General features: G+C 76.2%; 5 protein-coding genes. 2 read left to right on the top strand and 3 right to left on the bottom strand.

Annotated features, from left to right (window positions below):
• From ABT158_RS45915 to ABT158_RS45905, 3 genes are all read right to left on the bottom strand, one after another.
• The coding region (locus tag ABT158_RS45915; RefSeq protein WP_352364867.1) for an ATP-binding protein at nucleotides 1–2,330 on the bottom strand (2,330 nt) is incomplete at its 3' end.
• Nucleotides 2,331–2,458: 128 nt separating this feature from the next.
• Nucleotides 2,459–3,670, bottom strand: a complete 1,212-nt coding sequence (locus ABT158_RS45910; protein ID WP_352364865.1) for a cytochrome P450 — start codon at nucleotides 3,668–3,670, stop codon at nucleotides 2,459–2,461.
• Nucleotides 3,671–3,703: 33 nt separating this feature from the next.
• Nucleotides 3,704–5,299, bottom strand: a complete 1,596-nt coding sequence (locus ABT158_RS45905; RefSeq protein ID WP_352364863.1) for an FAD-dependent oxidoreductase — start codon at nucleotides 5,297–5,299, stop codon at nucleotides 3,704–3,706.
• A gap of 346 nt (nucleotides 5,300–5,645) precedes the next feature.
• Here ABT158_RS45905 and ABT158_RS45900 point away from each other — a divergent pair, with 346 nt between their 5' ends.
• On the top strand, nucleotides 5,646–6,545 hold the full coding sequence (locus ABT158_RS45900; protein WP_352364861.1) for a DUF4132 domain-containing protein: 900 nt from the start codon (nucleotides 5,646–5,648) through the stop codon (nucleotides 6,543–6,545).
• Nucleotides 6,542–11,398 (top strand): DNA-binding protein, encoded by a 4,857-nt coding sequence (locus ABT158_RS45895; RefSeq protein ID WP_352364859.1) that lies wholly within the window; start codon nucleotides 6,542–6,544, stop codon nucleotides 11,396–11,398. The genes ABT158_RS45900 and ABT158_RS45895 overlap by 4 nt, the downstream gene beginning before the upstream one ends.
• Nucleotides 11,399–11,413 lie beyond the last annotated feature (15 nt).

The following is an 11,413-nucleotide window of genomic DNA, read 5'->3' as shown; positions in this document are numbered from 1 at the left end:
GGCCCGGCCAGCGGCGCGTCGCGCCCGGCCAGCCGCGCGGCGTGCCGCGCGACGACGTCGGCGGCCTCCTCGGGACGGCCCGCCACGAGCAGCGCCTCGGTCAGCGCGGGCAGCGCGCGGACCGCCACCGGCCACAGCTCGCTCGCCTCCCAGTGGCGGCCCGCCTCGACGGCCGCCTCGATCGCCGCCTCCGGCTCGCCCCGCGCGGCGCTCAGCCGCAGCGACATCGTCAGCGGCAGCACCAGGTCGTCGTACTGCCCCCGGGTACGGGCCTCGGCGGCGGCGTCGAGCAGCGACGGCAGCGCGGCCTCCTGACGGCCCTGCACCACGGCCAGGCAGGCGGTCACGATGTCGAGGAGGATGCGCTCGTGCGGCTCGTCGCCGAACTGGTCGCGCAGCTCCTGGAGCCTGGCCGGCAGGCCCTGCCAGGAGCCCTCGAAGTAGTCGGCCGCGGCCAGGTTCACCAGGCAGCGCAGCTCCAGCCGCGCGCGCAGGTCGGGCTCGGCGCCCTCCTCGACCGCCGCGGTCAGCAGGCGGCGGCCCCGCCGGTGGTGCCCGCTGAACAGGGCCGCGCCCCCGATGGAGCGGTAAGCGTTGACCTCGCGGCGCAGCAGCCGCCGTCCGCCGGTCTCCCGCAGCAGGTCGTCGGCGAGCACGGCCCAGCGCGGGTCGCCCAGCACCACGAAGATCATCGCGATCTTGCCGAGCACCAGCATCCGCATGGCCGGGTCGGCGACCGCGGGCAGGGTCGCGAGCGCCCGCTCCAGCCACGACCTGCTCTCCTCCGGCGGCAGGCCGCTGGGCGGGCGGCCGACCCCGGCCATGGCCCACGCCGCCAGCCCCGGCTCGCCGGCCAGGTCGTCGGCGGCCCGCGCGAAGGCCTCGCCGATGCGGGCGCCGTCGGTGCGGGTGCGCTCCAGGTGCAGCGCGAGCAGCAGGCGCAGGTGGCCGCGGAGCGGGGGCGGCACGTCCTGCTCCAGCGCGCCGGTGACCAGGTCGGCGACCGGCGGCGGGCGCAGCAGCTCCAGCGCGGCCCAGCCCAGCTTCACCGTCAGCTCGGCCCGCCGGGCGGCGGGCAGGTCGGCGCCGCGCAGGACGTCCTCCAGCAGGCGGGCGGCCTCGGCGTCGTCGCCCAGCCGGGACGCCTGCTCGGCCGCCTCGATCGCGGCCGCCACCCACTGCCCGGCCCGGCCGGCCTGGCGCAGGTGGTGGGCCAGCCGGCCCAGCGGCACCGGGCGCAGCTCGCGTACGGTGTCGGCGGCGGCGGCGTGCAGGGCCTGCCGGCGGCCGAGCGGGATCGCCTCGTAGACCGCCTGGGCGGCCAGCACGTGACGGAACCCGACCAGGCCGCCGGTGTCGGCGAACAGCCCGGAGCCGAGCACCTCGTCGATCGCCCTGACGTCGGGCCCCGACAACAGGGCGACGGGCACCGGGAGCTGCAGCACGGCGGCGCGCTCGGCCACCTCCTTGGCGCCGGGGGAGAGCCGGGCCACCCGTTCCTGCACCGAGGCGCGCACGCCGCTCGGCACGTCGAGCTCCTCCAGGGCCCGCCGTGCCCAGCCGCCCTCCCACCGGATCAGCGTGCCGCGGTCGCGCAGCAGCGCCAGCAGCTCCTGCACGGCCAGCGGCAGGCCGGAGGCCCGCCCGCACAGGTGCTCGGCGAACTCGGCCGTCACCTCCTCGGCCCCGAGGATCGCCGAGGCCATCACCCGGGTCTGGGCGGCGTCGAGCGGCGGCAGCACCAGGTGCTCGGCCGTGATCGTGTCGGGGGCGCGGGCCGTGATCGCCCGCACCGCCCCGGACGCCTCCTCGCTCCGGTACGTCAGCACCACCCGCAACGTGCCGGGCAGCACGGACATCAGGTACGTCAGGAACTCGACCGTCTGCCCGTCGGCCCAGTGCAGGTCCTCCACCGCCAGGACGGCGGGGCCGAGCGCGGTCAGCACCTCGGCGAGCCCGCGGAAGACCCGGTGGCGCTCGGCCGCCCGGTCGTCGAGCGGCGGCGGCGTCTCCGGCAGCACCCCGGCCAGCTCGGGCAGCAGCTCGCGCAGCGCCCCGGCGACCGGTGACAGCGCCGCGCCGGCCAGCTCGGCCGCCCGTCCGCGTAACGCCTCGACGACGGGGCCCAGCGGGAACGGCTCCCTGATCTGCACGCAGGCCCCGCTCAGCACCCGCAGGCCCGCCACCGCGGGACCGCCGAGCAGCTCGGCCGTCAGCCTGGACTTGCCGATGCCGGCCTCGCCCTCGACGACGGCCACGGCGGGCGCCCCGGCGACCAGCGCGACAAGCCGGGCGAGCTCCTTCTCCCGCCCAACCAGAACAGGAGACACCACCCGCCCAGCACGCACCCGCTCATTCAACTGCACCCGAAGTCACAGATCAACGTCACAACCCCGCGAAACGCCCTAACCGGGAGGAAGTGACAGCGGCCCCCGGCTCCCGCTCCAGGGTGGCCGGGTCAGGCCGGGTCGATGCCGTCGTAGTCGATCAGGAGGTGGCGAGGGCCGCGGAGCACCGGGCTGGGCCGGTACGGCGGCGGGTCGGCGACCAGCCGCGGATTGCGCACCCGGCGCACCAGCTCACCCAGCACGACCTGCGCCTCCAGCCGGGCCAGCGGCGCGCCGAAGCAGTAGTGGACGCCGCCCCCGAACCCCAGGTGCTCGTTCGGCCGGCGGCACGGGTCGAACCGGTCGGGCTCGCGCACGTGGGCCGGGTCGCGGCTGCCCGCCGCCAGCGCCAGCACGACGGGTGAGCCGGCCGGGATGGTCACGCCGCCGACGACCACGTCGTCGAGGGTGACGCGGGAGGAGACGAGCTGCACGGGCGGCTCGAAGCGCAGCAGCTCCTCGACCGTGGTGATGACCAGGTCGGGGTCGGCGCGCAGGCGTTCCAGCAGCATGGGGTCGCGCAGCACGGTGAGCATGCCGTTGGCGATGAGGTTGATCGTGGTCTCGTGCCCGGCGATGAGCAGCAGCAGGGAGGTGGCGACGACCTCCTCGGGCGTCATGCGGCCGTCCGGGCCCTCGTAGGTGACGAACCCGGACAACATGTCGTCGCCCGGCTCCCGCCGCCGCGCCTCGGCCAGCCCGGCGAGGTAACGTTCCAGGTTCTGCGACACCGCCTGGCGCTCGCGGGCCCGCTCGGCCCGGTTCTCCTCGCCCGGCCCGAGCGTCTCGACGATCTGGTCGGCCCAGGCGTGGAACTGCTGCTCGTCCTCGGCCGGCACGCCGAGCAGCCGGCAGATGACGGCGATCGGCAGCGGGTAGGCGACCTCGTCCACGACGTCGGCCCGGTTCTTGCCGGCCAGGGCGTCGATCAGCTCGGTGGTGGTGGCCAGCATCATCGGGCGCAGCCCGTCCACCACGCCTGGCGAGTGCGGCGGGCCGAAGTGGCGCATGGTCAGGCGGCGCAGCCGGTCGTGCTCGGGCGGGTCGAGCCTGATGAAGGCGGGCGCGTGCTCCGGCTCCTCGGGCGCGTCGGCCAGGTTGCGGCGGTCGGAGCTGACCCGCGGGTCGTGCAGCAGCTCGACGATCTCCCGGTACGTGCTGACCACGTACGAGCCGTCCGCGAGGCGCGTCACCGGGTTGCGGCGCAGCTCCCCGAGGGACGGGTAGGGGTCGGCGCGGCCGGCCGGGTCGAGGATGCGCTGCATGGCGGCGTCCGAGGTCATGTCCTGCACTCCTGTCCTTGAGTTCCTGCCGGGTCAGCTCTGCGGCGTGTGCAGCAGCGAGGCGCGCCGCTCGGCCGGGTCGTGGCCGGTCACCACGACCGTCGCCCCCTCGGCCGCGACCAGCCGCTCGGGCACCCGGGCCGGTACGGGCCGCGCGTCCCCCCGCATGTCCACGTGCCGGAAGGCGGGCGGGAAGGGCGTGGCCCGCTCGATCAGCCGCTGGTAGAACTCCAGCCACATGCCCTGGTCGAAGGTGACCGCGGCGGTGACCCGGCCCTTGTAGCCGTAGACGGCGACGAAGCGGCGCTCGTCCGTCGAGCCCTGGGTGACGACGAGCTCGTCGGCGAACGTGGGCACGCCCACCGACTTGATGTTGACCCCGAACTGGCTGGACCAGAACACCGGCACCGACAGGTGCGGCCAGCGGTGGGTCTGGTCGCTGACCATGTTGTGGGCCGCGATCTCGGCCTGGGTGACGGCGTTCCCCCAGTGCTCCAGCGTCATGAACTGGTACTGGTACAGCGGGTGCGGGAAGCGGGCGATGTCGCCGGCGACGAAGACGTCGTCGGTCACCAGGCCGTTGGTGTCCACGGCGCGGCAGCCGGCGTCGCAGGCCACGCCCCACACGCCGGCGGCCAGCCCCGAGTCCAGCAGCCACTCGACATTGCGCACCGAGCCGAGCGCGACGACGGCGACCTCGGCCTCGACCGTGCTGCCGTCCGACAGCTGGGCGCCGCGCAGCCGCCCCTGCGCGTCGCCCTCCAGCGCGGTGACCGTGGTGCCGCACCGCAGGTCCACGCCGTGCTCGCGGTGGAGCTGGGCGGCGACGTCGCCGATCACGCCGCCGAGGGCGTTGACGAGCGGGGCCGGGCCGCGTTCGACGACCGTCACGGGCAGGTCCAGCTCGCGGCAGACCGAGGCGATCTCGCTGCCGGTGAACCCGGCGCCCAGGATGAGCACCCGGTTGGGGCGGGCGGCCAGCGCCTCCCGCAGGCCGGCGGCGTCCCGCATCGAGCGCAGCGTGTGCACGCCCGCCAGCCGGGCCTGCTCCTCGTGCGGCCAGGGCCGGGCGCGGGTGCCGGTGGCCAGCAGCACCCGGTCGAAGCCGACCTCGCGGCCGTCGGCCAGCAGGACGCGCTTGCCGGCCACGTCCAGGCCCGTCGCCCGGGTGCCCCACAACCAGTCGGCCTCGACCTCGCGCAGGTGGGGCAGCATGACGTGGTCGGGCGCCACCTGCCCCATGAGCACCTGCTTGGACAGCGGCGGCCGGTCGTACGGCTCGGCGGGCTCGTCGCCGATCACGGTCAGCGACCCGGTGAAGCCCTCCCGCCTGAGCACGCCGGCGGCCCGCGCTCCGGCCAAGGACGCGCCGACGATGACGATGCGCCCGTCGGTCATCCCGCGCGCCGGCGGGCCGGGCGGCTCGGGGGTGAGCCGGGTGGCCGTCCAGTCGAGGTGGATGGCCTGGACGGGGCAGGCCGCCGCCGCGCGCAGCACGTGCTCGCGCCGCTCGTCGCCGGGGTCGAGGTCGTACAGGAGGGACTCCTCACGCATGGTGAAGACGTCGGGCGCGAGGAAGGCACACTGCCCGTACCCCTGGCAACGCGTCAGATCGACGACGACTTTCACCGGCCATCCCCCCGTCGAGCGAGCCGCGCGCCCGTTCCCCGGTCGGCGCGCCCGGCCCGGAATGGCCTACCCCCGCCGTCCGCGCCCGTAGCCTGCGCGCGCCGATCCTGCCCTGCTCTTTAGGCGGTACGGACGGTTCGTAGGCGGTACGCGCGGTCTTTGGGCGGTACGCACGGAACTCACGCCGTCCCGGACCGGCCCCCGCTCGCCGAGGGGACCCGGCGCCGTAACCGGCCCGTCGGGCAGTCGGTAGGCATTTGTCAGTGATCGCCGATAACGTTCCGCGCAACGTGGCGGCGGGAGATCCGCGCCGCGACACATCCCCATGGCCTGACGGCATGGCTGCATGCCATGGCTGCACGAGGAGAGGCGGCGGCAATTGGGTTGGCTGGCGGCGGGCGACGCGTACGAGGTCGCCCTGATAGAGGGCCGGGTCACGGCCAGGTCCACGTCCGGCCGCTCGGCCGGACGGCAGCTGAAGACGCTGCCGAAGGCGGTGCGCGAGCACCCCGAGGCGGACCGGCTGCGCCGCTTCGCCGAATGGCTCGACCGGCACGCCGCGTCCTGCGTGGCGCACGTGGACGCCTGGATGGTGTCCTCGCTGCCCGTGCCGACCGAGCTGATCGCCCGGGTGTGGCCGGACGAGGCCTGGCAGACGGCGCTGCGTGACGTGGCCGTCGTCGGCGACGACCCCGACGAGGTGGGCTTCCTGCGCGACGCGACCGCCTCCGGCGAGCTGCGCATGGTCAACCTCGACGGCGAGACCGTCAGGCTGGCCCCGCGCACGGTGACGCTGCCGCACCCGGTGCTCCTGCCCGACCTCGACGACCTGCGCGAGTTCGCCGCCGAGCTGGGCATCACGCAGAAGGTCGAGCAGATCCACCGGGCCATCTGGCGCAAGCCCGCCGACCAGGGCGAAGGGGTGCGCCAGGTGAAGGACTTCGCGGGCGGCACGTACGCCTCCAGGTTCGGCGTGGCGGCCCGCGCCACCCAGCTCGGCTACCGCGTCTCCGGCGGCTTCGCCACCTGCCAGGTGCGCGACGCCGGCCGGCTCACCGAGGCCGCCGTCTGGATCGGCGAGCCCTACTGGGACAGCGAGACGTCCACGGGCGATCTCACCTGGCGTGACCAGGACGGCCGGACGCTCACGCTGCGCGAGGTCGGCCCGGTCGCCTGGTCGGAAGGCATGAGGATGGCCGCCGCGCTGCACGCCGGCCGGCAGGTCGAAGAGGGGAAGAGCGCATGACCGGGGACATCTCGCAGAACGCCGAGGCGCGGGAGCTGCTCGACGCCGGCGCGGTGCTGCCGGCCGGCACCGAGGGCGCGGGGGAGCGGGCCGTGCCGCTGGTCGCCCGCGCCTACCGGCACCCCGGCCTCGACGACCGGGTGATCGTGCGCCTGGTCACCGAGGAGCTGAGCGGCGCCGAGGACGCGGTGGGCGGCTTCCTCGGCCTGGTGCCCGAGGGCGAGGCCGCGGTGGTCGGCCTGGGCCTGCGGCGCTCGCTCGGCTTCCCCGAATGGGTGCTGGTCCACCACCCGCAGGACGGGCACCACGCCCTGGCCGTCGTGCCGGAGCTGGAGCGCGTCGCCCGGCAGGCCAGGACCAAGCCCAAGATGGCGCTCGACGCCTACCAGCGCCTGGCCGGGCAGCTCGCCGCGTCCGTCCCGCACTTCCTGCCGACCTTCTACGAGCAGGCCGCCCGCGTGTTCGCCGCGGCCGACAACGCCCAGTACGCCGGGCAGCTCTTCTCCGCCGCCCGCCGGGCCGAGGCCCAGCACGGCCTCCCCGTGGACGACGACCGGCTCGACGCGGTGTTCCTGGAGTTCGCGCTGGCCGGGGCGCTGCCGGTCAAGGTGCTGTCCGGGTACGCCAAGGAGCTGACCGCGCGCCTGCCCGCCGCGGAGGCCCTGAACAGGTACGCGCGGCTGTGCGTGCGCAGGACCGCCGGCGGGCTGGCACCCGCGGCGCAGATGGCCGCCGACATCCGCAGGCTCGCCAAGGCCGCCGGCGTGGACGCCGCGGCGGCCGAGCAGGACTACCTGGCCGAGGTGCTGGCGCTGCCGGCCGCCATGCAGGCCCCGACCGGCTGGTGGAAGTCCCACGCCCCGGCCGTCGCGGCGCTGGCCAGGCAGCGGCCGGAGCTGCGCGGCACGCTGCTGAACGTCATCCCCGACAGCCACGACCGGGAGCTGCCGGGCATCTGGCTCGACATCCTGGAGAGCGCGGGCGCGACCGCCGGCCTGCACACCGACGTGCCCGAGGCGGAACGCTCGGCCGACGGCGCCGCCGGCTGGCTGCGCAGGTTCCTCGCCGCGCGGCGGCGGGCCTGGGGCGTCGCGCCGCACCTGCCCGCGCTGCACGCCCTGATCGAGCGCATGGCCGACCGGCTGCGCGCCGAGCTGACCGCGACCGGCACGACGATCGCGGTCGACGACGAAGCCGACCTGATCGACCTGCTGCTGGCCCTCGGCATCCCGCTGGCCGACCCCGGCGACGGCGCCCGGCTCCGGCTGACGCACTGGGCGGGGCACGACGACCGGCGCGACCTGCTCGCCCTGGCCGCCGACGGCCGCTTCCACACCGCCTTCCGGCGCGGCGCCGACCACCTCGACGCCGACGACGAGGGCAGGGCCACCGTCCGCGCCCTGGCCGCCTCGCCGGGCGGGCGTCCGCTGCTGGCCGAGTGGGTACGCCTGGTCGCCCGCCGGTCGGCCGCCGCCGGCCTGTCCAACCTGCCCGACGCCCTTTGCTGCCTGTCCTGGCTGCCCGGCGAGGCCCTGGCCCTGGCCGAGGACGAGGTGCGCCAGGCGGTGACCGACGCCGACGTGGCCGGGGTGCTGGCCCGCGCCCTGCGCTCCGGCGTCATCGACGAGCTGGGCTGGCCCGCCTTCGAGCAGGCCGCCACCCAGCTCGTGCCGGAGAAGGACATCGACGACCTCGTCGTCAGCGACGCCTGGCCGAATCTGGTCGTCGCGGGCACCGCGCAGGCCCGGGTGCTCTCGGCCGACGGCGTCCTGCTCACCCACGACCTGCGCGTCCCCAGGGACGACACCTGGAGCGATCCCGGCTTCCACTACGTGGACGGCGAGCTGCTCGTCTACTGGGACTCCCGCGACCGCGCCAACGGCCTGCGCGGCTACTGGCACACCTCCGCCGACCAGGTGCGCGACCTGGACGGGACCGACCGGAGCCGGGGCACGCGGCTGGACTACTACCAGGGCGACGACCCGGTCAGCCTGGCCGTGCCCGGCGGCGGCCGCACCACCGGGTACGGCGTGCTGCACGCCGGCGACACGGCCGTCCCCGACGAGCGGCACCTGCTCACCGACGGCACGTCGTTCTGGACGTGGATCCGGGCGGAACACGACAGCGGCTGGTACGAGTTCGACCCCGCCGGCGGCGGCGTCGGCAGGAAGTCGCTGCCCGGCTTCCTGGCCGGCACCCCGGACGTCCACCCCACCGAGGGCTGGCTGCTGCCCGCGCCCTCCGACGAGCCCACCCCGGTCGGCGCCCCCGTGGACGGCCTGTACGGCCTGAGCGTGGTCAGGCTGCCCGACGGCTCCCACCGCGCCGAGGACCTGTCCGGCGTCTCGGTGACGCTGCCGCCGGACGCCGGCGTGCCGGTGCGCGTGCTGACGTTCCCGGGCGCGGAGCGGGCCTGCGCCGTCGTGCGCAGCAGCTACCGGATCAGCCTCGTGGACGCCGACGGCGTCGTCCTGGCCGAGTACCGGACCGACGCCAAGCCGGGCGCCTTCGGCGCGGGCACGCCCATCCTGCCGCCCGAGCGCTACTGGTACTGCCTGCGCCCCCGCGACCTCGAAGGCTCGGCGGCGCTGCGCCGCGCGGACCGCGAGACCGCCGCGGCCCTGCTCGAAGCGGCCACGCCGCACGGCGCCGACCTGACGGCGGCCGTCCGCGCGCTGCTGCCGGGCATCACCCACGAGGCGCTGGTCAAGGGCGTGGCCGGGATCGTCGGCTTCGCCGCCACCCAGCAGGACGCGGTGCGCACCGTCGTGGCCAACCTCAATCGCGCGCTGGCCGGCGACCCGGCCGCCGAGCGGGGCCCGTCCGGGCCCACCGACCTGCTGCTGGACGAGGCGCTCAACGGCATCGGCGACGGCCGCGGCCACCACCGTCACAACATCGACGCCGCCGTCCAGCAGATCCGCGCGGTGGGCCGGGCCGTGACCGCCGGGCAGGACCGCCCGCAGGTGGCCAACCATCTCCGCCTGCCCGGAATGCCGGTCTCCGGCCTGCGGTGGGAGCGTCTGCTCGACCACTGCGCCGCCGTGGCGTACCGGTGCGCGGCGCCGACCACCCCGGCCGGGCACCGGGACGCGCTGGGCCTGCTGCTCGGCGAGCTGGGCGACGGCGGCCTGCCGGTCGCGGCCGGCTCGTCCCGCTGGCGCCGCATGACGGTGACGCTCAGGCGCGAGCACCTGGTGGGCGCGGACGGCGCCCCGGCGGACGGCTCGCTCTCGGGCGTGCTGCCGCTGGGCGGCGGCGCGTTCGTCGCCTTCCTCGACCTGCGCGAGACGGACGTCGACGGGCTCGAATGGACGGCGCTGTGCCACGACCCCGCCGGGGTGTTCGAGGTGCCCGCGCCCTACACCGTCCGCGACACCTCGCCCGTCGGCGGGGACCGGGAGGCGAGTTGGCTCGCGGCGTTCCTCGCCGAGCTGGCCGCGCGCGGCCCGGCCCCCTGGCACGACGCCGCCGCCGAGGAGTTCGCCCGGCTCACCGGGGTCTCCAGGACCGCCGCGCGGCTGGTCGTGGCCGGGTTCCCGCAGGTGGACACCTACGAGCGGACCTTCCTCGACAAGGAGGCCCGCGCGACGATCGGCGTGAAGGTGGCCGAGGCCGCCGTCGCCAAGGACGAGCTGCGCGCCCTCGGCGCCAGGGTGCGGCAGGCCGTCACCGCGGCGCTGCTGCCCGCCGACCCGGCCCGCCTGTGGACCGACGGCCCCGACGTGGCCGCCGCCGCGCGGGTGTGGAACGAGCACCTCGGGCAGCGGCTCGCCCTGCCCGAATGGCTGCTCGGCGAGGCCGCCCGCGCGCTGCGCACCGTCGAGGGCGACCCGGCGCACGCCCTGCGCGCGGTGCTCGACCCCGCCGCCGCTCCCGAGCTGAGCGTGGATCTGGAGTGGGAGGTGCGCGGCGACCGCGTCCACCCCGTCGGCCAGGGCACCGGATTCGGCGGTGGGTCGCTGGTCACGGCTGTCGCCACGGCCGCCTGGCTGGCCCACCGGCTGCCGGCCGGGGATCCGCTGCGCGCCGGGCTGCCCGCCGCCCTGTCGGCGGTCCGCGACCGGCTCGCCCACCCCGGGCTGCTGATCGACCTCGACGAGTACGTCGGCCTGCCCGCGTTCAAGAAGGTCGCGGGCACGCCGACCGAGGTCGGCGACGGCTACGAACGGTACGGCGCGCTCGTCATGGCCACCTACGACAGCCAGCCCTCGCCCGCGCTCCGCCCACACCTGCTCGACCCGGCCGGCGAGGACCCCTACCTGCGGGCCCTGATCGGGCTCAACGGCTCGTTCCCCGCCGTGTCCGCGCTGCGCACCGCCCTCGACCCGCGTTTCGCGGCGCTGCTGGCCGACCCCGGCGACCCCGCGCAGGGCGACCGGGACGCCGACGGCACCTGGTGGCCGCAGGACCCCACCCGCTCGGTGCCCGACCTGGTGGTGGACGTCGCCAAGGCGCACGGCCTCGGCGAGGACGCCGCCGCCGTCTACCTGATGCTGCTGGCCATGCCCGACCCCACCGACCGCAACACCGCCCGGTGGACCGGCTGGAAGCCGGCCCGGCTCAAGGCCGCGCGGGCCGAGCTGGCCCGCACCGACCTGGTCGTCCAGGCCGTGCGCGCCCGCGCAGGACGCTCGTTGTTCCTGACCGGCGGCTGGTCGGAGGAGCGCACGCCACGGCTCCCGCTGGAGCAGTGGAAGCTCCCGATGTTCACCCCGGACGCGGGCCTCGGCGGCCTCCTCGTGCCCGGCGAACCCGTGGCCGACCTGTACGCCAGGGCCTGGCGGCGCGTCCAGGACGGCGACGTGCCCCGGTTCGAGCAGCTCGACGTCAAACGCGGCCGCCGCCGCTGACCCTGTCATCACCAC

The organism is Nonomuraea sp. NPDC001636 (genome assembly GCF_040298265.1).
Taxonomy (GTDB): Bacteria; Actinomycetota; Actinomycetes; order Streptosporangiales; family Streptosporangiaceae; genus Nonomuraea.
Note: the sequence above shows the minus strand (reverse complement) of the source record. Positions and strands in the feature narration are given on the sequence as shown.

Bases quoted from the DNA above. Each gene is read 5' to 3' on its own strand.
- ABT158_RS45910 (WP_352364865.1), bottom strand. From the start codon at position 3,670: ATGACCTCGGACGCCGCCATGCAGCGCATCCTCGACCCGGCCGGCCGC.
- ABT158_RS45895 (WP_352364859.1), top strand. From the start codon at position 6,542: ATGACCGGGGACATCTCGCAGAACGCCGAGGCGCGGGAGCTGCTCGAC.
- ABT158_RS45900 (WP_352364861.1), top strand. From the start codon at position 5,646: ATGCCATGGCTGCACGAGGAGAGGCGGCGGCAATTGGGTTGGCTGGCG.